The organism is Massilia sp. Leaf139, assembly GCF_001424165.1.
Taxonomy (GTDB): Bacteria; Pseudomonadota; Gammaproteobacteria; order Burkholderiales; family Burkholderiaceae_D; genus Telluria.
Genome location: NZ_LMOJ01000025.1, coordinates 257,880 through 277,806, shown reverse-complemented (window position 1 = coordinate 277,806; position 19,927 = coordinate 257,880). Strand labels below are relative to the sequence as shown.

17 protein-coding genes are annotated in these 19,927 nt (G+C 65.0%); 8 read left to right on the top strand and 9 right to left on the bottom strand.

The annotated features are described in order from the left end of the window. Nucleotides 1-4: 4 nt before the first annotated feature. Both ASF77_RS18970 and ASF77_RS18965 read right to left on the bottom strand, forming a co-directional pair. The gene (locus tag ASF77_RS18970; protein WP_056342931.1) at nucleotides 5-1,411 is read right to left on the bottom strand and encodes a peptidylprolyl isomerase; all 1,407 of its coding nucleotides are present in this window, start codon (nucleotides 1,409-1,411) and stop codon (nucleotides 5-7) included. A 45-nt stretch (nucleotides 1,412-1,456) separates the two neighbouring features. Then, entirely contained in the window at nucleotides 1,457-3,679 is a 2,223-nt protein-coding gene (locus tag ASF77_RS18965; protein WP_056342928.1) for an LPS-assembly protein LptD, read from the bottom strand. A gap of 95 nt (nucleotides 3,680-3,774) precedes the next feature. On the opposite strand from ASF77_RS18965, the gene ASF77_RS18960 reads away from it, so the two are divergent. The 4 genes from ASF77_RS18960 to ASF77_RS18945 are packed head-to-tail and all read left to right on the top strand — an operon-like array spanning nucleotide 3,775 to nucleotide 8,112. After that, nucleotides 3,775-4,833 (top strand): aminoglycoside phosphotransferase family protein, encoded by a 1,059-nt coding sequence (locus ASF77_RS18960; protein ID WP_056342926.1) that lies wholly within the window; start codon nucleotides 3,775-3,777, stop codon nucleotides 4,831-4,833. A 17-nt stretch (nucleotides 4,834-4,850) separates the two neighbouring features. Continuing rightward, the gene (gene murU, locus ASF77_RS18955) at nucleotides 4,851-5,570 is read left to right on the top strand and encodes an N-acetylmuramate alpha-1-phosphate uridylyltransferase MurU (RefSeq protein ID WP_056342921.1); all 720 of its coding nucleotides are present in this window, start codon (nucleotides 4,851-4,853) and stop codon (nucleotides 5,568-5,570) included. After that, entirely contained in the window at nucleotides 5,567-6,898 is a 1,332-nt protein-coding gene (pepP, locus tag ASF77_RS18950; RefSeq protein ID WP_082493897.1) for a Xaa-Pro aminopeptidase, read from the top strand. Before murU ends, pepP begins: the two co-directional genes overlap by 4 nt. Continuing rightward, nucleotides 6,898-8,112: an FAD-dependent monooxygenase gene (locus ASF77_RS18945; protein WP_056342918.1), complete on the top strand. Its 1,215-nt coding sequence runs from the start codon at nucleotides 6,898-6,900 to the stop codon at nucleotides 8,110-8,112. The genes pepP and ASF77_RS18945 overlap by 1 nt, the downstream gene beginning before the upstream one ends. Nucleotides 8,113-8,282: 170 nt before the next feature. Here ASF77_RS18945 and ASF77_RS18940 read toward each other — a convergent pair whose 3' ends face one another. Genes ASF77_RS18940 through ASF77_RS18930 form a run of 3 tightly spaced genes read right to left on the bottom strand, consistent with a single transcriptional unit; the run spans nucleotide 8,283 to nucleotide 11,238 of the window. Beyond that, complete coding sequence (locus ASF77_RS18940; protein ID WP_056342914.1) at nucleotides 8,283-9,758, bottom strand: NAD(P)(+) transhydrogenase (Re/Si-specific) subunit beta; 1,476 nt, start codon at nucleotides 9,756-9,758, stop codon at nucleotides 8,283-8,285. Further along, complete coding sequence (locus ASF77_RS18935) at nucleotides 9,755-10,114, bottom strand: NAD(P) transhydrogenase subunit alpha (RefSeq protein ID WP_056342911.1); 360 nt, start codon at nucleotides 10,112-10,114, stop codon at nucleotides 9,755-9,757. The genes ASF77_RS18940 and ASF77_RS18935 overlap by 4 nt, the downstream gene beginning before the upstream one ends. A gap of 11 nt (nucleotides 10,115-10,125) precedes the next feature. Beyond that, the gene (locus ASF77_RS18930) at nucleotides 10,126-11,238 is read right to left on the bottom strand and encodes a Re/Si-specific NAD(P)(+) transhydrogenase subunit alpha (protein ID WP_056342909.1); all 1,113 of its coding nucleotides are present in this window, start codon (nucleotides 11,236-11,238) and stop codon (nucleotides 10,126-10,128) included. A 248-nt stretch (nucleotides 11,239-11,486) separates the two neighbouring features. Here ASF77_RS18930 and ASF77_RS18925 point away from each other — a divergent pair, with 248 nt between their 5' ends. The 3 genes from ASF77_RS18925 to ASF77_RS18915 all read left to right on the top strand — a co-directional run bounded on the left by ASF77_RS18925 (nucleotide 11,487) and on the right by ASF77_RS18915 (nucleotide 15,015). Beyond that, nucleotides 11,487-11,984, top strand: a complete 498-nt coding sequence (locus ASF77_RS18925; RefSeq protein ID WP_056342906.1) for an NUDIX hydrolase — start codon at nucleotides 11,487-11,489, stop codon at nucleotides 11,982-11,984. Between the two features lies 1 nt (nucleotide 11,985). Next, complete coding sequence (gene mnmA, locus ASF77_RS18920) at nucleotides 11,986-13,098, top strand: tRNA 2-thiouridine(34) synthase MnmA (protein ID WP_056342903.1); 1,113 nt, start codon at nucleotides 11,986-11,988, stop codon at nucleotides 13,096-13,098. Between the two features lie 225 nt (nucleotides 13,099-13,323). Further along, nucleotides 13,324-15,015, top strand: a complete 1,692-nt coding sequence (locus tag ASF77_RS18915; RefSeq protein ID WP_056342900.1) for a methyl-accepting chemotaxis protein — start codon at nucleotides 13,324-13,326, stop codon at nucleotides 15,013-15,015. 89 nt (nucleotides 15,016-15,104) lie between these two features. On the opposite strand, the gene ASF77_RS18910 is transcribed toward ASF77_RS18915, so the two are convergent. Beyond that, a complete protein-coding gene (locus ASF77_RS18910) occupies nucleotides 15,105-16,919 on the bottom strand; it encodes an EAL domain-containing protein (RefSeq protein ID WP_056342896.1) in 1,815 nt (604 codons plus the stop codon). Between the two features lie 230 nt (nucleotides 16,920-17,149). On the opposite strand from ASF77_RS18910, the gene ASF77_RS18905 reads away from it, so the two are divergent. Beyond that, complete coding sequence (locus ASF77_RS18905) at nucleotides 17,150-17,887, top strand: GAF domain-containing protein (protein WP_056342893.1); 738 nt, start codon at nucleotides 17,150-17,152, stop codon at nucleotides 17,885-17,887. Here the strand turns inward: ASF77_RS18905 and ASF77_RS18900 are convergent. The 3 genes from ASF77_RS18900 to ASF77_RS18890 are packed head-to-tail and all read right to left on the bottom strand — an operon-like array spanning nucleotide 17,874 to nucleotide 19,741. Beyond that, a complete protein-coding gene (locus tag ASF77_RS18900) occupies nucleotides 17,874-18,269 on the bottom strand; it encodes an ANTAR domain-containing response regulator (RefSeq protein WP_056342890.1) in 396 nt (131 codons plus the stop codon). The two genes, ASF77_RS18905 and ASF77_RS18900, sit on opposite strands and share 14 nt — an antisense overlap. A gap of 17 nt (nucleotides 18,270-18,286) precedes the next feature. Continuing rightward, nucleotides 18,287-19,063: a 5'-3' exonuclease H3TH domain-containing protein gene (locus tag ASF77_RS18895; protein ID WP_056342886.1), complete on the bottom strand. Its 777-nt coding sequence runs from the start codon at nucleotides 19,061-19,063 to the stop codon at nucleotides 18,287-18,289. Nucleotides 19,064-19,069: 6 nt separating this feature from the next. Next, the gene (locus tag ASF77_RS18890; RefSeq protein WP_056342883.1) at nucleotides 19,070-19,741 is read right to left on the bottom strand and encodes a glutathione S-transferase; all 672 of its coding nucleotides are present in this window, start codon (nucleotides 19,739-19,741) and stop codon (nucleotides 19,070-19,072) included. Nucleotides 19,742-19,927 lie beyond the last annotated feature (186 nt).

Sequence of the window (19,927 nt, the reverse complement as noted above, 5' to 3'; positions counted from 1 at the left end):
GGCGTCAGGCTTCCTCGCGGTACTCGACGTAGGCGCGGTCGCGCACTTCGCGCGCCCAGTCCTCGAAGGCTTCGCCGAGTTTGCGCTCGCGGATCACCTGGCGTGCGCGCAGGCGTTCCTTTTCCTTGCTCTGGTCTTCGGTCTTGCGTTCGAGGACTTCGATCAGGTGGAAGCCGAAAGGCGATTCGACGACGTCGGACAGCTGGCCCGGCTTGAGGGCGTCCATCGCGGTCACGAATTCCGGCACCACGTCTTCCGGCACGATCCAGCCCAGGTCGCCTCCCTTGGCGGCCGTGCCGTCCTGGCCGTTCTGGCGCGCCATGTCTTCGAAACTGGCCGATTTGCTCTCGATTTTCGCCTTGATTTCGGCCAGCTTGGCTTTCACCTGGGCGGCCGGCATGGCCGGCGTCGGTTTCATGAGGATCTGGCGCACGCGGGTCTGCTGCACCAGCGCCTGCTGCGGCGCCTGGGCCTGGGCCTGGCTGCGCTTGTCGTTGAGCCTGACGATGTGGAAGCCGGTATTGCTCTTGATGACAGGGGTGACCTGGCCCGGGCTCAGCTTGCGCAGCTCGTCGGAGATGAGCTGCGGCAGGCGATCCGGATCGCGCCAGCCGATCACGCCGCCCTTCAACGCGTCGGGCGCGTCGGAATAGGTGGCGGCGATCTTGGCGAAGTCGGCGCCGGTACGCAGCTGGCGCATGACTTCGTCGGCACGCGCGCGGCGCGCGGCGATCTGTTCGGGCGTGGCATTGACCGGGATGCCGACCAGGATCTGCGAGAGATCCATCTCGACCTTCTCGGCCGCGGCGGCCTTTTCGGCGGCGAGATAGGTGTCGATCTCGGCGTCCGACACCTGGATCTTGCTGTCGACCTCGTGCTCGCGCAGGCGCTGCAGCATGATCTCGTTGCGGATCTCTTCGCGGAACTGGGCGAAGGTCAGGCCTTCCTTTTCCATCTGGTTGCGCATGTCCTGCACCGACATCTTCTGGCCTTCGGCGATGCGGCCGATGGCGGCGTCGAGCTCGCGGTCGACGACGCGCACGCCCATCTCCTTGGCCATCTGCAGCTGGGCGCGTTCGACGATCATCGATTCGATGACTTGCCGTTCGAGATCGGCCTGCGAGGGCAGCTGGGCATTCTGCGAGCGCAGGCGCTGGACGATCTGGCCGACGCGGTTGCGCACTTCGTTCCTGGTGATGACTTCGTCGTTGACCACGACCCGGATCGAATCGATGACATTGGCGCTGCTCGATGCCGGCGGCAGGAAACCGCTGCCGGGCGCCGCCGGCGCTTGCGCTGCAGGCTGCGCGGCGGCGGCCGACTTCGCTTCTTGCGCCAGGACGGCGTTGGCCGTGAGCGCGCTCAGCAGCGCCGCTGCGAGCTTAAGGTGATGCAAACGGGTAGTACGCATAGTCTGGGAAGCACTCATTCAGGTCAAAAATCATCCGTGTCCCGGTCAGGGACGGCCGACGTTGCTGTTCAGCCGCGTATAGCCGGGAATACTCTTATAAAACGACTCCAGCGGGTTGCCCACCCCGAGACGCGACAGGCCATTGAGCTCGAGCTGGAAGAACGTCGACGTCGACGTCGCCTGGGCCGTCGTCACGAAGCGCTGCGCGCCCAGACGGAAAACCCAGCAATCGGCTTTGTACTCCAGACCGAGCAGGCTGTCGAGCAGCTTGTGGTCGCGCAGCGAGTAGCTGACCCGGCCCACGCCGTACCAGCGCTTCGACAACGGCCACTGGCCCGAAACGTCGGCATTGCGGAAGCTGTCGCGCACATAGCGGTACTCGGCATTGAGCACCTTCATCGGGCCCGGTGTCCAGCGCACGCCATGGTTCTGGGCAAACACGCTTTTATCGTTCGCATCGTATTGTACGCTGCTGTCGAAGTTCCAGTTATTGATGATGCGGCCCGACGCCGCCAGCAGCAGATCCGAGCGGCCGATGCCGGTGGTGCTGTTCTCACGGCCGACGCGCGGCTCGTCGAAATAGAAGCGCTGGGCAATCGCCATGCGCAGGCGCTCGGCGCCGTCCGGCTCGATGAAGCGCGACACCAGCGCAGCCGTCACCTGGTTCGCATCGGAGACGCGGTCGCCGCCGATATAGCGGTTTTCGGTGAACAGCTGGGCATAGCTGAAGCCCGTCTCGGCCGTATCGAAGACCGGGAAGTCTTCCTGGTTCTTGTAGGGCGTGCGCACGTAGAACAGGCGCGGCTCCAGGGTCTGGGTCGTGGCGCTGCCGAACAGCTTGGCGTCTCGCTCGAACACCATGCCGCTGTCGACCGAGAAGATCGGCAGCGTGCGCGACAGGTTGCCGGGGCGCGCCGCACTGCTGTCCATGTTGTACTTGGTCGCATGCAGCATCAGCTTGGGCGTGACGAAATAGCCCGGGCGGATGAAGGGATAGCTGACCTGGGACACGGCCAGCAGGCGGTTGCCGCTGTCGAAGGTCGGATGCGAGAAGCGCGTCGCCTCGGCGTCGATCGCCCAGTCGAAGCCCTTCACGTCATACCGGCCCGTGTGAAAATTAATTTGCGGCAGGCGGTCGTAGGGACGCGGGATCGCCAGCCGTGGATCGGCTACCGCCGCCGGCTCCTGCAGCACCTGGATGTTCTGCGCGCGCGCGGTCAGGCTCCAGTACTGGGACGAATAGCCCGTGTACACGTCGCGCACCAGCTGGCGCTCGGCGCTGGTGGCCACCGTCGGCGAGAAATCGCTCGGATATTCGTCGTCCGAAGCGCCGTGCAGGTTCCAGCCGTAGCTCCAGCCCGGCGCCAGCGTCTGGTTGTGGGTCGAGTCGAAGCGCCAGCGGTCGGTCTTGGTGATGCGGTCGTCGCGCAAGGCCTCGATGTGGGTTTCGCCGCCGTACGGGCCGCGCCCGGTTTCGCCGATATAACGCGCGGTCGCGCCCAGCTGCAGGCCGCGGTCGAACATCATGCGCGGGTAGACCGTCAGGTCGCGGTTCGGCGCGATGTTGAAGTAGTACGGCACCATGACCTCGGACTTGCCCTTCGAGCCGAAGCCGAGGGTGGCCGGCAGCCAGCCCGAACGGCGCGCGCCCGACAGCGAGAACGACAGCGCCGGCGTGCCGAGGATGGGCACGTCCTTGAAATAGATGATGGTCTTGCCGGCGGTGCCGACGTCGCGTCCCGAATCGAGGCGCAGCGTGCTCGCCTTCAGGTACCAGTCCGGATCGGGCCCTTCGCAGGTGCTGTACGTGCCGTCCTGAACCAGGGCCTGGTCTTCGCCAAGGAAATCGATGCGGTCGGCGCGGCCCTGCGCATTGTTCATCTGCAGCTTGTACTGCGGATTGGTCACATAGCCGCGTCCGGTGGACATGTTCAGCTGCAGCGTGTCGCCCTGGTAGCGGTCGCCGAAACGCCACATGTTGACGTTACCGCTGGCCGTGACCTCGTCTTCCACCAGCAGGTAGCAGGCGGTGTCGGCCGTGAGCTTGGACTGGCCGCGCGTGATTTCGACGTTGCGGTTGAGATTGATTTCGCGATCCGGACGGCCGCCGATTTCCTCGGCGCGCACGGTAACGGGAAGGTCTTGTTCGTCGGCATGGGACGTGGCCGGCGCGACTTGCGCATGCAACGGCCCCGAGGCCACGGTGACGAGGGCGGACAAGGCAACTGCCCGCCGCCGCGGGAATGGTAGGGCCGTAAACCAGCTCATGGAATCTGTGGCTGCACCATAAAGGGCGATTTTTTGGGTTGAATCCCTTATTATATGGGAATTAGCCCTCTCAACCGGTTTCAGCTGGACGTTCCATGTCTTCTTTGTATCAAAACTCCCCCACTTCCGCCGAGCAGGACGCACGCCTTGCACTCCTCACCGAATGGCTGAGTTCGCTTGACCTGGTGGACGTGGCCTCGCGCCGTCCGGCCTCGTCCGACGCGAGCTTCCGCCGCTACTTCCGCCTCGATGTGGCGCCGGCACTACGCGCGAAGCTGGGCGACACCCTGATCGCCATGGACGCCCCGCCCGAGCGCGAAAACGTGCCTGCCTTTATCCACGTCCAGGGCCTGCTGGCCGATGCCGGCGTCACCGTGCCGGCAATCGTCGCGCGCGACGTCGAGCGCGGCTTCCTGCTGCTGTCCGACCTCGGCACCACGACCTATCTCGCCCGCCTCGATTCCGACAACGCCGCCTTCATGTACTCGGACGCGGTCGACGCCCTGATCAAGTTTCAATTGCACAGCCAGCCGGGCGTGCTGCCCGAGTTCGACCGCGCGTTTGTCCTGCGCGAGATGAACCTGTTCCCCGAGTGGTACCTGAATCGCCACCTGGGCGTGACGCTGGATGCGAAGCAGCAGGCCCAGCTCGATAAAGTGTTCGAAGCGATCACCTCGAACGTGCTGGCGCAGCAGCAGGTATTCATGCACCGCGACTTCCACTCGCGTAACCTGATGTTCCTCGACCAGGGCAACCCGGGCGTGCTCGACTTCCAGGACGCCGTGTACGGCCCCGTCACCTACGATCTCGGCTCGCTCCTGCGCGACGCCTACATCCAGTGGGACGAAGAGATCGTGCTGGACTGGGTCGTGCGCTACTGGCAAAGCGCCAAGCAGGTCGGCCTGCCCGTCAATCCGGACATCGATGCCTTCTACCGCGACTTCGAGTTCATGGCCCTGCAGCGCCACCTGAAGATCCTCGGCATCTTCTGCCGCCTGAACTACCGCGACAACAAGGCCATCTACATGGGCGACCTGCCGACCGTGATGGATTACGTGCGCAAGACCGCCTTCCGCTACACCGAACTGAAGCCGCTGATCCGCCTGCTCGATTCCTTTGAGGACAAGGCACCGCAGGTCGGCTACACCTTCTAAGCCATTTCGAGAAGCCCATGAAAGCCATGATTTTCGCCGCCGGCCGCGGCGAGCGCATGCGTCCGCTGACGGACACCTGCCCGAAACCCCTGCTGAAAGTGCGCGGCCGCCCGCTCATCACCTGGCATGTGCTGAACCTGGTGCGCGCCGGGATCACCGACATCGTCATCAACCACTCGCACCTCGGCCACATGATCGAGGAAGAACTGGGCGACGGCAGCCAGTACGGCGCGCGCATCGTCTATTCGCACGAGCCGACGCCGCTGGAGACGGCGGGCGGCATCGCCAACGCCCTGCACCTGCTGGGCGATGCCCCCTTCCTCGCCGTGTCGGGCGACATCTACGCGCCCTATTTCGATTTCGCCCAGGCCCTGGAAGCCTTGCCGGATCTCGACATGGTCGGCCAGCCGATCCCGCTCGACAAGCGCGACATCGCCTGGCTGTACCTGACGCCGAACCCGTGGCACAACCCGAACGGCGACTTCGGCCTCGACATGTACACCTTGTCGAACGAGGGCGAGCCGAAATGGAATTTCGCCGGCATCGGCGTCTACCGTCCCGAGATGTTCGAAGGCGTCAAGGCCGGCGACTTCCTGAAGTTCGGCCCCCTGATGCGCAAGTTCATCGAACAGAAACGCGTCGGCGGCGAGCTGTATCACGGCCCCTGGGTGAACGTCGGCACCGTCGAGCAGCTGGAAGAATTGAACGCGCCGATGGGCAAGAGGGCCGGCGCGTGACGGCCTACGCCGCCCGCCGCGCACGCCTGGCAGCAAGCATGGAGCCGGGCGCGGTGGCGGTGCTGGCCACTTCTCCGGAAGTGGCGCGCAACAGCGACAGCGACTACCCCTATCGCCACGACAGCCATTTTTATTATCTGACCGGGTTCATGGAACCGGAAAGCGTGCTGGTGCTCATCGCCGCCCAGGGCGATACGCCGGCGCGGTCGATCCTGTTCTGCCGCGAGAAGAACGTCGAGCGCGAGATCTGGGACGGTTTTCGTTACGGCCCGGCCGCCGCGCGCGACGCCTTCGGTGTCGACGAGGCCTATCCGATCGGCGAACTCGATGCGCAGATGGCGCGCCTGCTGGCCGACGTTCCTGCCCTCTATTATGCGCATGCGCACAGTGCTGCCTTCGACGCGCAAGTGGCCGGCTGGCTCAAGGCCGTGCGCGCCCAGGCGCGCAGCGGCGTGACGGCGCCCGCGCGTACCAAGCACCTGCTGGCCCTGCTCGACGAGATGCGCCTCATCAAAGACGAGAGCGAGCAGGCGCTGATGCTGCGCGCCGCGACGATTGCCGCCGGCGCCCACGTGCGCGCGATGCGCGCGGCCCGTCCCGGCATGTTCGAATACGAACTCGAAGCCGAACTGCTCTACGAATTTCGCCGCAAGGGCGCCCAGTTCCCGGCCTACACGCCGATCGTCGCCAGCGGCGCCAGCGCCTGCATCCTGCACTACAGCGCCAACAACGCGCAGACGCGTGACGGCGACCTGGTGCTGATCGACGCCGGCTGCGAATTCGACAGCTACGCCTCCGACATCACCCGCACCTTCCCCGTCAACGGCCGCTTCAGCGAGCCGCAGAAGCTGCTGTACGAACTGGTGCTGCGCGCCCAGGAAGCGGCCTTGCAGGCCATCGTGCCGGGCCGCCCTTACAGTGACGTGCACGAGGCGGCGCTGCGCGTGCTGGCCGAAGGCATGCTCGACCTGCGCCTGCTCGACCGGGCGACCTGGGGCAACGTGGACAACGTCCTGGCCGAGCGCGCTTATACTCCCTTCTACATGCACGGCACCGGCCACTGGCTGGGGCTGGACGTGCATGACACCGGCAGCTACCGCGACCTGAACGCGGCGGGCAAGCCATCGCGTCCGCTGCTGGCGGGCATGGCGCTGACCGTCGAACCGGGCATCTACGTGCGCCCCGGCCCGAACGTGCCGGAACGCTTCTGGAACATCGGCATCCGCATCGAGGATGATGTCATCGTGGATGCGAGCGGAGCGCGCGTGCTGTCGGGCGGCGCGCCGAAGACGGTGCAGGAGATCGAAACCCTGATGGCGGAGCGATGATGGAAGAATCCAAGGACAATGCGGCCGCGGTCGACAGCCATGCCGGCGTCGACGTCGACGTGGCGATCTGCGGCGCCGGCCCGGTCGGCCTGGCCCTGGCCGCCCTGCTGGCGCGGCGCGGCGTGGCCGGTGCGCGCATCGCGCTGATCGACGCGCGCGCGCTGGGCCAGTCGATTTCCGATCCGCGCTCGATCGCGCTGGCCTGGGGCAGCCGCCAGCTGCTCGAAGAAGTCGGCGCCTGGCCATTTCCATCGACTCCGATCCACACCATCCACGTCTCGCGCCGCGGCCAGCTCGGGCGCAGCCTGCTCGACCGCAGCGAACACGGGCTCGATGCGCTCGGCTATGTCACGCGCTACGGCGAGGTGGTCGATGCGCTGGCGCGCGCGGTCGACCGCGCCGGCGTGCGGGTGCTCCGGCCGGCGCGCGTGCTGGCTCTTGACGAGACCGGCGAGCACGTGGCGCTGACGCTCGACGACGGCCGCACGGTCACGGCGCAGGTCGCGGTCGGCGCCGAAGGCGGCGTGTTCGGCCAGCAGGAAGACAAGAGCCGCACCCGCGATTACGGCCAGAGCGCCGTGATCGCGCGCGTCGCCACCAGCAGCCCGATCGCGCACCGCGCCTTCGAACGTTTTACGGACGAAGGCCCGCTGGCCCTGCTGCCGCAGGAAGGCGCCGACGGCTTGCAATACGCGCTGGTCTGGTGCGTGGCGCCGGAACGCGCCGAGGCCCTGCAGGCGATGGAAGAGACCCGCTTCCTGGCCGAGCTGGGCGAAGCTTTCGGCGGGCGCCTGGGCCGTTTTACCAGAGTGTCGCCACGCTTCGCCTACCCCCTCGGCCTGAACGCCGAAGCGCACGCCACCACGCGCACGGTCGCCATCGGCAACGCGGCGCAGACCCTGCATCCGGTGGCCGGGCAAGGGCTGAACCTCGGCCTGCGCGACGCCGCCGTGCTGGCAAGATTGCTGGCGCGTTGTCCGGGGCCGGAAGGCATCGGCCGCTTCCTGGACGAGCGCAGCCAGGATCGCCAGCTGACCATCGCCCTGACCGACACCATGGCGCGCGCCTTTGTCGGCAGTGGGCCGCTGCAGTCGGTGCTCGGGCTGGGATTGGCGGCACTGGACGCGGTGAAGCCGGCGCGCACGCTGCTGGGGGAACTCATGATGTACGGGCGGCGCGGCGGGTCGGCGCTGCTGCCGCATAAGGTTTTGTAGGGTGGGCACGCAGTGCCACCCTACCAACGACTAAGAGCACCTAACAAAACTGTCAGGGCAAGGCGCAGCGCCGAAGACAGTACAAAGGTACGGCAAGGCGCTGCAACGCAGCCATGGCAGCGCTCGCAAAGCGAGCGTCGCTTTGTTTTGTTAGGCGCTCTAAACCGTTTTTACTCCACTGCCTTCACCATCGACTCGATCACCTTCTTCGCATCGCCAAACACCATCATCGTGTTCGGCATGTAGAACAAATCGTTGTCCAGCCCCGCATACCCCGAGGCCATCGAACGCTTGTTCACGATGATGCTCTTCGCTTTATAGGCCTCGAGGATCGGCATGCCGGCGATCGGCGATTTCGGATCCTTCGCGGCCGGGTTCACCACGTCGTTCGCGCCCAAGACCAGCACCACGTCGGTCTGGCCGAATTCGCCGTTGATGTCTTCCATCTCCGCCACCTGGTCGTAAGGCACTTCGGCTTCGGCCAGCAGCACGTTCATGTGGCCCGGCATGCGGCCCGCCACCGGGTGGATCGCGTAGCGCACGTTGACGCCATGTTCCGTCAGTTTATCGACCAGCTCCTTCACGGAATGCTGGGCGCGCGCGACGGCCAGGCCGTAGCCGGGGACGATGATCACGGATTCGGCGTTCTGCAAGATGAACGCGGCGTCTTCCGCCGAGCCGGATTTCACCGGACGCTGTTCCTGCGCGCCGCCGGCCGCCGCCGTCGCCTCGCCGCCGAAGCCGCCGAGGATGACGTTGAAGAAGGAGCGGTTCATCGCCTTGCACATGATGTACGAGAGGATCGCGCCCGACGAACCGACCAGCGAGCCGGCGATGATCAGCATCGAGTTATTCAGCGAGAAGCCGATGCCGGCCGCCGCCCAGCCCGAATACGAGTTCAGCATCGACACCACCACCGGCATGTCGGCGCCGCCGATCGGGATGATGATCAATACGCCGAGGATGAAGGACAGCGCGGCCATGATGACGAAGGGCGTCCAGGCCGGCTCCACCGCATCCGAAAAGCAGAACACCAGGCCGAGCGCGATGAGGGCGATCGCGATGACGAGGTTCAGGATGTGCTGGCCTTTGAATCGCACCGGTGCGCCCTGGAACAAACGGAATTTGTACTTGCCCGAGAGTTTGCCGAAGGCGATCACGGAGCCGGAAAAGGTGACGGCGCCAACAAAAGTGCCGATGAACAGTTCCAGCCGGTTCCCGAAGGGCAGCGCGCCGCCGCGTTCGGCGATATTGAACGCCCAGGGTTCGGAGACGGCGGCCACGGCGATGCACACCGCCGCCAGGCCGATCAGCGAGTGCATGGCCGCGACCAGTTCCGGCATCTTGGTCATCTCGACCTTCTTTGCCGCATAGGCGCCGATCGCGCCGCCGACCACCACGCCCAACAGCACCAGCGGGAAGCCCATGCCACCGCCGGTGCGGGCCGCGTCCGATGCCGCGAACTCCGCCTGCATTTTGAAGATCAGGGCGATGGTGGTGGCCACCGCGATCGCCATGCCGGCCATGCCGAAGGTATTGCCCATGCGGGCAGACGACGGCGACGACAACCCCTTCAAAGCCTGGATGAAGCAGACCGAGGCTACCAGGTACAGCAGCGTGACCACATTCATGCTGATGTAGTTCATGCCGTCTCCTTCTGCTTGATCGACGCTTCCGGCGCGGCTTTGGCGGCAGCCGCATCGGCGGACCGTTTCGGTTCCTTCTTCTTGAACATCTCCAGCATGCGCTGGGTGACGAGGAAGCCGCCGAACACGTTCACCGCGGCCAGCGCCACGGCCACCGTGCCCATGGTCTGTCCGAGGACGCCTTCGGTGAGGCCGGCGGCGAGCATGGCGCCGACGATGATGATGGCGGAGATGGCGTTGGTGACCGCCATCAGCGGCGTGTGCAGCGCCGGCGTGACGGTCCAGACGACGTGGTAGCCGACGTAGATCGCCAGCACGAAGATGATCAGGTTGATGATGGTGTGGCTGATGTCCATGTTCGTCTCCTTTATGTCCGCAAGGCTTCGCCCTGGTGGCAAAGCAGCGTGGCGCGCACGATCTCGTCCTCGAGGTCGATATGAAACTTGTCTTCCTTGTCGAAGACGAGCTTCAGGAAGTCGAGCACGTTGCGCGCGTACAGGGCCGAGGCGTCGGCCGCGACCAGCGCTGCCAGATTCGGCTCGCCGATGATGTGGACGCCGTGCTTGACGACCGTCTTGCCCAGCTCCGTGAGCGGGCAGTTGCCGCCCTGCTCGATCGCCATGTCGACGATCACGGAACCCGGTTTCATGGCCGCCACTGTCTCCTCCTTGATCAGGATCGGCGCCGCGCGTCCCGGGATCAGGGCGGTGGTGATGACGATGTCGGCCAGTTTCGCCCGTTCGTGCACCAGTTCGCCCTGGCGGCGGATCCAGTCGGCCGGCATCGGCCGCGCATAGCCGCCGACGCCTTGCGCGATCTCGCGCTCTTCGTCGGTGAGGAAGGGAACGTCGATGAATTTGGCGCCGAGCGACTCGACCTGCTCTTTGACCGGCGGGCGTACGTCGGAGGCTTCGATCACGGCGCCCAGGCGCTTCGCGGTGGCGATCGCCTGCAGGCCGGCCACGCCGACGCCCATGATCAAGACGCGCGCCGCTTTCACGGTACCGGCGGCCGTCATCAGCATCGGCATGAAGCGCTGATAAGTGTTCGCCGCCAGCATGACGGCCTTGTAGCCGGCGATGTTCGCCTGGCTCGAGAGCACGTCCATCGATTGCGCGCGGGTGATGCGCGGCGCCGCTTCCAGCGCAAAAGCGCTCAAGCGGCTGGCGGCCATGGCGGCGATGTTGGCGCTGTCGAAGGGATTCAACATGCCGACCACGACCGCGCCGGGACGCATGCGCCCGCGTTCGGCCTCGTTCGGGGCGCGCACTTTGAGCACCATGTCGGCGCCGAAGGCCTCGTCCGCGCTGCCGAGGGTGGCGCCGGCTGCGGCATAGGCTTCATCAAGGATGGCGGCGTGAATCCCGGCGCCGGACTGCACGACGACCTGGTGTTTGCTTGCCAGTTTTTTCACTGTTTCCGGAGTTGCCGCTACGCGGGTCTCGCCCGGCCGTGTTTCGGCCGGAATGCCGATTCTCATGCATCCCTCCTTCATGTTGGTGTTCTGTTCACAATCTAACACGTAAACATAGACCATTTGTCATTACGTCGAGCTGCCTCGGCCAGCCGCATGCGCACTGGGTGGAATGTGATACAGATGGGACATATTGACCACGTTTTCCGTATCAAATTGTCGCAATTGGGGCTTTTTTGTTGCACTGCACAGGTACTTGCAAGCAACGCTTTGAGGAGCGCTGTAGAATATCGGCTCATTTGTCGAGGACGCGCATGACCCATACCTTCAGACCGTCAGTCACCGTTGCCGCCATCATCGAACGCGATGGCCGTTTCCTCCTGATCGAGGAAGAGACGAGCGAAGGCATCAAGCTGAACCAGCCGGCCGGCCACCTCGACCCGGGCGAGTCGCTGGAGCAGGCGGTCGTGCGCGAATCGATGGAAGAGACGGCCCACGAATTCATCCCAACCGGCCTGGTCGGCATGTACATGTCGCGCTATTACTCGAAGTCGCGCAATGCCGACATCACCTATCTGCGCTTCACCTTCTGCGGTACGGCCGGCAGGCAGTATGACCAGCCCCTCGACGACGGCATCCTGCGCACCATCTGGATGACGCGCGACGAAATCGCGGCCTCAAGCGAGCGTCACCGCAGCCCGATCGTCCTCCAGTGCGTGGACGATTACCTGGCCGGCCGGCGCACCGACCTGGCCCTGCTGTACACCCACCCGTCGGTGTTCGAAGAGACACTGGCAACTGAAAAAAACTGATATGAGCAAGAAAAAAGTCGTGATCGGGATGTCGGGCGGCGTCGACTCCTCGGTCGCGGCCTGGATGCTGAAGGAACAGGGATATGAGGTCATCGGCCTGTTCATGAAGAACTGGGAAGACGACGACGATTCCGAATACTGTTCGACGCGCCAGGACTGGATCGACGCGGCCAGCGTGGCCGACGTGGTCGGCGTCGACATCGAAGCCGTGAATTTTGCTGCCGAATACAAGGATCGCGTGTTCGCCGAATTCCTGCGCGAATACCAGGCCGGCCGCACGCCGAACCCGGACGTCCTCTGTAATGCCGAGATCAAGTTCAAGGCCTTTCTCGACCATGCGATGAAGCTGGGCGCCGACCTGATCGCGACCGGCCACTACGCGCGCGTGCGCGAAAACGCCGCCGGCAAGTTCGAGCTGCTGAAAGCCTTCGACCATACCAAGGACCAGAGCTACTTCCTGCACCGCCTGAATCAGGCGCAGTTGTCGAAATCCCTGTTTCCGCTGGGCGAAATCCCGAAGACGGAAGTGCGCAAGATCGCCGAAAAACTGAAATTGCCGAACGCGGCCAAGAAGGATTCGACCGGCATCTGTTTTATCGGCGAGCGTCCGTTCCGCGATTTTCTGAACCGCTACCTGTCCCATAAACCGGGCCCGATGAAGCTGGACAATGGGCAGGTCGTGGGCGAACACATCGGCCTGTCCTTTTACACGCTGGGCCAACGCAAGGGCATCGGCATCGGCGGCCTGAAATCGCACAAGAATGCCGACGGCACGAGCGAGCCGTGGTTCGTCGCGCGCAAGGACATCGCGACCAACACCCTGTACATCGTCCAGGGCCACAACCATCCGTGGCTCCTCTCGAGCAGGCTGGAAGCGGGCCAGGCCAGCTGGGTCGCCGGCGAGCCGCCCGCCCCTGGCCTGCTCTCGGCCAAGACGCGCTATCGCCAGGCCGACGTGGCCTGCCAAGTGACGGCCGACGGCCTGGATCGCTTCGCGCTTGATTTCACCGATCCGCAGTGGGCGGTCACGCCGGGCCAGTCGGCCGTGCTGTACGATGGCGACATCTGCCTCGGTGGGGGCATCATCGATGGTGCGAGCGCGGTGAACGGCTGACAGCCGTCGCCAGACTTTGCATGCTAAGACCGGCAGCTTGCCGGTCTTTTTTTGCCTATACAACTGCACCTTTATGGTGCATTCGCCACAGAAATCGAAAAAATCGGCATTTTTTCTGCACAGGTATTGAGTTTAACCAAGGTTCGACGTTAACCTAGTTTCCATACGGCAAATTTACATAATGAATTTGTTCACCGCTTCGAGACAACCATTACAACGTCGATCATGAATATTTCAGACCTGCGCGTCCGTACCCGGCTTTTCGCCGGCTTCGGCATCCTTTGCTCTTTCCTGCTCGTTATCGTCCTGTTCGGCACCACCATGCTGGGCCGGATCAATGCCGATACTGAGATCATCGTCAACAACTACATGCCGAAGATCGAGGCATCGAACGACGTCCTCACCGAAGTCAACAACATCTCGATCGCGCTGCGCAACATGATGCTCAACAGCGATGCCGCCGACCGCAAGGCGCAGGCCGCCGACATCGAGAAGGCGCGCGCCGCCATCGATGCCATCTATACCAAGCTGCAAGGCGTGATCGTGAGCGAACAGGGCAAGGCACTGCTCAAGCAAAGCCTCGACTACAATACCAAAGCCGTCGCCGCCCAGGACGAGCTGCTGCGCCGCATCGGCGCCGACGACATCGCCGGCGCCTCGGCCTTCCTCGTGAGCGACTATCGTCCGATGCTGGGCGAGTACCGCAAGGTGCTTGGTGGCCAGATCCAGATGCAGAATGACCTGGCCGGCAAAGCTGTCGCCGCTGCCGAACAGACCTACGACAACACGGTCAAGCTGATGATCGCCCTGTCGGCCGTGATCTTCGCGCTGGCCGCCTTCATCGCCTGGCGCATCACCTCCTCGATCACGGTGCCGGTCGCGCGCGCCCTCGCCATCGCCGAAACGGTGGCCGCCGGCGACCTCACCAGCCGCATCGAGGTCACCACGCGTGACGAACTGGGCCAGCTGCTGGGCGCGCTCAAGAAGATGAACGACAGCCTGACGACCACCGTCTCGACGGTGCGCAACGGCACCGACCTGATCGCCTCGGCCTCGTCGCAGGTGGCGGCGGGCAGCCTCGACCTGTCGGCACGCACCGAGCAGCAAGCCAGCGCTCTCGAGGAAACCGCCTCGTCGATGGAAGAGCTGACCTCGACCGTGAAGCAGAACGCGGAAAACGCGCGCCAGGCCAGCACCCTGGCCGACACCGCCTCGCAGGTCGCCGAGCGCGGCGGCGACGTGGTGCGCCAAGTGGTGGGCACGATGGAAGCGATCAACGCCTCGTCGACCCGCATCGCCGACATCATCGGCGTCATCGACAGCATCGCCTTCCAGACCAATATCCTGGCGCTGAACGCGGCCGTGGAAGCGGCGCGCGCCGGCGAACAGGGCCGCGGCTTCGCCGTCGTCGCCTCCGAGGTGCGCAACCTGGCGCAGCGCTCGGCCGCCGCCGCGAAGGACATCAAGGACTTGATCAAGGACTCGAACGACAAGGTCGGCGACGGCAGCCGCCTGGTGGGAGAAGCTGGCGAGACGATGACGGAAATCGTCGCCAGCATCCGCCGCGTCACCGACATCATGGGCGAGATCAGCGCCGCCAGCCGCGAGCAAAGCGCCGGCATCGAGCAGATCAACCAGGCCGTCACCCAGATGGACCAGGTGACCCAGCAGAACGCCGCCCTGGTCGAGGAAACCTCGGCCGCCGCCGACGCCATGCGCAGCCAGGCCGCCGCGCTGGCAACCACGGTCGCCGTGTTCCGCACCGGCACCGAGGGTCAGGCGCCAGCCGCCTCCGCGCCGCGCCAGGCGCCGGCCGCTCCTGTGCGCACCGCCCTCGCCAAGCCTGCACCGAAGGCCGCGCCGGCGCGCAAAGCGCAGCTGGCCACCACGGGCATCGACGGCTGGGAAGAGTTTTAAGGAAGACCTGATGCGGCGCTGGCCGCACCAAACAAAAACGGCGCACCGTCAATAACGGTGCGCCGTTTTTGTTTGGTGGTGCGGATGCGCTACGCGACGGCCAGGGCCTCGCTCGGGCGGGCGCTGCGCGGACGCACCAGCGTCCATTCGGCGCAGATCCACTCCTCGAACTGCTGCGGCGCCATCGGGCGCGCGTACAGGTAGCCCTGCACCTGGTCGCAGCCGGCGCCGGTGAGGAAGCGCGCCACCGTCGCCGTCTCCACCCCTTCGGCCACGACCAGCTGTCCCAGGTCGTGCGAGAGCTTGATCATGGTGGCAACCAGGGCGCGCTTGCGCTCGTCGCGGTCGAGGTCGCGAACAAAACTCTGGTCGATTTTCACGACTTTCGCCGGCACGCTCTGCAGGTAGGCCAGGCTGCTGTAGCCGGTGCCGAAATCGTCGATCGCCAGCTGCACGCCGCCAGCCGTCAGCGCTTCCAGCGTTGCCGCCGCCAGCGTGCGGTTGCTCATCAGCGCGCTTTCGGTGATCTCGATCGCGAGCGCTTCCGGCGGCAAGTCGTGCGCGCGCAGGCGCGTCAGCACGTGGGCGCAGAAATCCGGTTCCAGCAGATTCACGGCCGACACGTTCACGGCCAGTTGCGTCACCAGGCCGGCACGGCGCCAGGCGGCGAGCTGGCGCAAGGCGCGCTCGAGCACCCAGCGCGTGGTCGCACGCGCCAGCGAAGTCTGCTCGATCACGGGGATGAATTCGCCCGGCGACACTTCGCCCAGCACCGGGTGGCGCCAGCGCAGCAGCGCTTCGGCGCCGATGCAGCGTCCGGTCGCCAGCTCGATCTTCGGCTGGAACACCAGGCGCAACTGGCTGTCGTCCTCGAGCGCGGCGCCGAATTCGTTGGCGATCCGGAAGCGGCGCATGAAGGCGGCATTCTGTTCGGCCGAGAACACGCGCACCCGGTGCGAGCCTTCGATGGCGTCATGGGCGGCGCTGTACATGTCGCGCAGCAGTTCGAAAGGGTCGCTGCGGCCGATCGCGAAGGGCGCCACGCCGACGGTGGCGGTGGTGACGAAGCGCGCGGTGGTGGTGTCGGCGCGCAGCGCGACCCAGGCGGCGAGCCAGTCGCAAAAGCGCGCCAGATCCGTGCCAGGCTCGGCCAGGAAGGCGAACTGGGTCGGCGCCACGTGGTACAGCTTGCAGGAGGGGCCGAGCGCCGCACGCAGCATGCGCGCCGCCTCGCAGACGATGTCGTCGACGAAGCCGGCGCCCATCGCGCGCACCGCGCTGCTGATCTGCTCGGGCGTGGCCAGGCTCACCAGCGCCGCCAGACGCGCCTCGCCGTCCGGACGCTCGATCGCCAGGTCGCTCAGGTCGTCGACGAACTGGTTGCGGTTCGGGACGCCGCTGACCGGATCGACGCGGCCCATCGCATGCTGCAATTCGATCTGCGCCATCACCATCGCGGCCAGGTCGGCCAGGCCGGTGCGCTCGCTGGCGCTGATCTCGCGCGGCGCGGTGCCGAGCACGCACATCGCGCCCAGGCAGAAGCCGTCGCGCGTCATCAGCGGCGCGCCGGCATAGAAACGCACCCCGGTGGCGGCCAGATTGCTGTCGCGGTAAAAAGGTTCCTCCAGCAGGTCGGGAATGACCAGCATGCTGCAGGTGTCGGCGACGTGGGCGCAGGGCGCCTTCTCGCGCGGAATCGCGCAATGGTCGACGCCGACGCGCGACTTGAACCACTGGCGGTCGACATCGGTGAGCGACACCGCCGCGATCGGCAGGCCGAACAGCTGGGCAGCCATCCGCACGATGCGGTCGAAGGCCTCGTTGGGGGGCGTATCGAGCAGGTCGAGCTTGCGCAATGCGTCGAGGCGGGCTGCTTCCAGCTGGGCCGGCGGATGTTGACTCATGTGTGGAACCCTAACCGGCGCGAACCGATAGATATGACGAAAATGATTATTACATCTATTTTGATCGTCAAATTTCCCTGAGTCAACTTAAATGATCCGATTTAACACGTAAATACAGGGTTTTGTAGCCAATAAACAAAGTTATTGTTGTATGGCATCATCAAATCCGGCATTTTATCTAGTTACTCAAGTAAAATGCTCAGCAGTTATTGCGTACGTGGAATAAGAATATGCGTTCATCCCACTCCGACGACGGAGACGACCCGATCCTGACGACGCGCGAAGCGGCGCGCCTGCTCGGCATCGCCGTCAGCACGGCCCAGCAATGGATCGAGCAGGGCGTGCTGCCGGCCTGGAAAACGCCCGGCGGACACCGGCGCGTGCTGCTTTCCGACCTCAGCACGCTGCTGCGTGCACGTGCGGGACGCAGCGGGCAACTCGACGGCGCCGGCCATGTCACCGACCCGGCCGACTTCCTGCCCGATTCCAATTGCCTCCTGCCCGGGCGCGAACATGCGCGCCTGAACGCCCTGCGCGCGACAGGCCTGGTCGACAGCGACGCGGAAGCCGTGTTCGATCGCCTGACCTGGCTCGCCACCCAGGTGACCGACTGCCCGGTGGCGCTGCTGTCGCTGGTCACGGCGCGCCGCCAATGGCTCAAGTCGCGCATCGGCTTCGCGCTGCCCGAGACGGCGCGCGAAGACGCCTTTTGCAGCCACACGATCGCCGGCAAGGGGCCGCTGGTGGTGCCCGACACCCTGCTCGATCCACGCTTCCGGCACAATCCGCTGGTGGTGGGCGAACCGCATGTGCGCTTCTATGCGGGCTTCCCGCTGATCGGCCGCGAAGGTTTTAAATTAGGCGCCTTGTGCGTGATGGACAGCGAGCCGCGCCGCTTGCGCGAGCGCGAGATGCGGGCGCTGGAAGAGTTGACGGCGATCGCCGCCGAGGAAATCAGGCGCCGCTAGCGCCGGCCTGCTGTTTGCGCACCACGGCGATCACCGTATTGCGGATGGTCTTCAGGACCGCGTCGGCCCGGAAGGGCTTGACGATGAAGCCGTGCACGCCGCGCGCCAGCGCCGCTTCGATCGTCGGCGCGTCGAGCGTGCCCGAGACCATGAACACCAGCGTCTTCGGCAGGTTCGCGCGCAAGTGCTCGACGACGTTGCTGCCGTCCTCGATCTGTTCGCGCGCGATGCACATGAGCTGCGGGCGGTATTTCGCCGCCTGCACCAGCGCGTTGTGGCCGGTGTGGGCCTGGGCGACGACCTCGTAGCCGCCGTCCGTCAGCACGGTATTCAACAAGCCGCGCGAAACCGCGTTCGAATCGACAATCACTGCCTTGAGCATGGCCCAGTCCTTCTTCTCTAATGTGCGTCGTAGGCGAGCATCTTCCAGGTCACGCCCAGGCGCACGTCGGTTTTCAGCTCCACCAGCTGGCGCGACAGATACAGGATATCGCGCTCGGCGCGCAGGCGCTCGCCCAGGGGTGTCTTGAGGATGCCGGCACCGGCCATCACCGCGTCCAGGCTGCCGTAGGCGTTCAGGAGGCGCGCCGCCGTCTTCATGCCGATCTTCGACACGCCCGGCACGCCGTCGGTGGCGTCGCCCATCAGCGCCAATAGATCGTGCAGCAGCTCGGGTGCTACACCAAACTTGTTGCGCACCCAGGCGTCATCATGCCACTCGTTCTTGAAATGATCCCACACCAGCGCGCCGTGCGCGATCAGCACGTGCAGATCCTTGTCGGTGGTGGCGACGATCGCTTCTCCCCGGTTCTCGTTCAGCCAGCGCATGACGCAGGTGGCGACGACGTCGTCGGCCTCGACCTCGGGCAGCATCGCCACCGGCACCCCGGCCGTGCGCAGGCGCTCCTGGAATTCCGGCAGCGCTTCGCGCAGCACCGAGGGCATCGGCGCACGGTGCTCGCGGTAGCGCGGATACAGCGCGTGGCGCCAGGTCTGGCCGCCGTAATCGAAGGCGGCCAGCACATGGGTCGGCGCGTGCACCTCCAGCAGGTTGCGGAACGACGAGAACGCGTGGCGCAGGGCGATGCTGGCCTTTAAATCCGAATCGGGCTCGGGGCTGGCTTCGTAGACCCGGCGCACGATGTTCAGTCCGTCGATCGCGAGCAGCTTGGCCATGCGTGTCTACCTTGCGTAATCGTACTTGCCGCCGCGTTCCAGGGCGCGCGCATAGGCTGGGCGAGCATGGATGCGCGCCAGGAAGCTGGTCAGGCGCGGGTATTGCGCACCGAGGCCGGCGCGCGACGCCGCCGCCTCCAGCGGGAAACTCATCTGGATGTCGGCGCCGGTCAGTTCGTTCCCGGCGAACCAGTCGCGCGTAGCCAGTTCCGATTCCAGGTAGTCGAGCTGGCTTTTGATGTTCGGGTTCACCAGGGTCTCCTTGACCTTGCGCGCGATGGTGCGGGCAATCGGCTTGGCAAAGAAGGGCATGGGGCCGTTCTCGATGCGGTCGAACACCAGCTTCATCAACAGCGGCGACATGGCCGACCCTTCGGCGAAGTGCAGGAAGAAAGTGTACTTCAGTTTTTCGGGCGTGCCGGCGGCCGGCACGAAGCGCCCGTTGCCGTAACGCTCGATCAGGTATTCGACGATCGCGCCCGATTCGGCCACGACCGTGTCGCCATCGCTGACCACGGGCGATTTACCGAGCGGATGCACAGCCTTCAGTTCGGGCGGGGCCAGCATCGTTTTTGGGTCGCGCTGGTATTTCTTGATCTCATAGGGCAGGCCCAGTTCTTCGAGCAGCCAGAGGATGCGCTGCGAGCGCGAGTTGTTCAGGTGGTGGACGATGATCATGGCGGCGTCGGCGGAAAAGAAGGAGCGCTAGCTTAGCACTGTTGTGCTGTTACAAAAAGGCATGCGCAATTTTGACAATATGTATTGTCTTTTGGAAATATGGATTCTACAATCCCCATCCGTTTTCCACTCCGTCGTCAAATTCGACATTCTTTTCCTGCCAATGCAGTACCCGCGCAGGCGCCC

What these genes read in the sequence shown, in the direction of transcription:
- ASF77_RS18910 (WP_056342896.1), bottom strand. Translation starts at nt 16,919, where the DNA reads ATGAGTCAACATCCGCCGGCCCAGCTGGAAGCAGCCCGCCTCGACGCA.
- ASF77_RS18915 (WP_056342900.1), top strand. Translation starts at nt 13,324, where the DNA reads ATGAATATTTCAGACCTGCGCGTCCGTACCCGGCTTTTCGCCGGCTTC.
- ASF77_RS18900 (WP_056342890.1), bottom strand. Translation starts at nt 18,269, where the DNA reads ATGCTCAAGGCAGTGATTGTCGATTCGAACGCGGTTTCGCGCGGCTTG.
- ASF77_RS18960 (WP_056342926.1), top strand. Translation starts at nt 3,775, where the DNA reads ATGTCTTCTTTGTATCAAAACTCCCCCACTTCCGCCGAGCAGGACGCA.
- ASF77_RS18905 (WP_056342893.1), top strand. Translation starts at nt 17,150, where the DNA reads ATGCGTTCATCCCACTCCGACGACGGAGACGACCCGATCCTGACGACG.
- mnmA (WP_056342903.1), top strand. Translation starts at nt 11,986, where the DNA reads ATGAGCAAGAAAAAAGTCGTGATCGGGATGTCGGGCGGCGTCGACTCC.
- ASF77_RS18890 (WP_056342883.1), bottom strand. Translation starts at nt 19,741, where the DNA reads ATGATCATCGTCCACCACCTGAACAACTCGCGCTCGCAGCGCATCCTC.
- ASF77_RS18930 (WP_056342909.1), bottom strand. Translation starts at nt 11,238, where the DNA reads ATGAGAATCGGCATTCCGGCCGAAACACGGCCGGGCGAGACCCGCGTA.
- ASF77_RS18940 (WP_056342914.1), bottom strand. Translation starts at nt 9,758, where the DNA reads ATGAACTACATCAGCATGAATGTGGTCACGCTGCTGTACCTGGTAGCC.
- ASF77_RS18970 (WP_056342931.1), bottom strand. Translation starts at nt 1,411, where the DNA reads ATGCGTACTACCCGTTTGCATCACCTTAAGCTCGCAGCGGCGCTGCTG.
- ASF77_RS18895 (WP_056342886.1), bottom strand. Translation starts at nt 19,063, where the DNA reads ATGGCCAAGCTGCTCGCGATCGACGGACTGAACATCGTGCGCCGGGTC.
- ASF77_RS18965 (WP_056342928.1), bottom strand. Translation starts at nt 3,679, where the DNA reads ATGAGCTGGTTTACGGCCCTACCATTCCCGCGGCGGCGGGCAGTTGCC.
- ASF77_RS18945 (WP_056342918.1), top strand. Translation starts at nt 6,898, where the DNA reads ATGGAAGAATCCAAGGACAATGCGGCCGCGGTCGACAGCCATGCCGGC.
- ASF77_RS18935 (WP_056342911.1), bottom strand. Translation starts at nt 10,114, where the DNA reads ATGGACATCAGCCACACCATCATCAACCTGATCATCTTCGTGCTGGCG.
- ASF77_RS18925 (WP_056342906.1), top strand. Translation starts at nt 11,487, where the DNA reads ATGACCCATACCTTCAGACCGTCAGTCACCGTTGCCGCCATCATCGAA.
- murU (WP_056342921.1), top strand. Translation starts at nt 4,851, where the DNA reads ATGAAAGCCATGATTTTCGCCGCCGGCCGCGGCGAGCGCATGCGTCCG.